This window comes from Streptomyces abyssalis (assembly GCF_001751365.1).
Taxonomy (GTDB): domain Bacteria; phylum Actinomycetota; class Actinomycetes; order Streptomycetales; family Streptomycetaceae; genus Streptomyces; species Streptomyces abyssalis.
In genome coordinates, this window is record NZ_LJGT01000009.1 from 1 (window position 1) to 388 (window position 388).

1 rRNA gene is annotated in these 388 nt (G+C 55.2%); it reads left to right on the plus strand.

The annotated features are described in order from the left end of the window. Window positions 1-388, plus strand: a 23S ribosomal RNA gene (locus tag AN215_RS00030); the annotation flags it as partial.

Consider the following 388-nt stretch of genomic DNA (forward strand, 5'->3'; position numbering starts at 1 on the left):
CCATCCTGGGGCTGAAGTAGGTCCCAAGGGTATGGCTGTTCGCCATTTAAAGTGGTACGCGAGCTGGGTTTAGAACGTCGTGAGACAGTTCGGTCCCTATCTGCCGTGGGCGCTGGAGAACTGAGGGGGGCTGCTCCTAGTACGAGAGGACCGGAGTGGACGCATCACTGGTGTTCGGGTTGTCATGCCAATGGCACTGCCCGGTAGCTAAATGCGGAAGAGATAAGTGCTGAAAGCATCTAAGCACGAAACTTGCCCCGAGATGAGTTCTCCCTGACTCCTTGAGAGTCCTGAAGGAACGTTGAAGACGACGACGTTGATAGGCCGGGTGTGTAAGCGCAGCGATGCGTTGAGCTAACCGGTACTAATGAACCGTGAGGCTTAACCT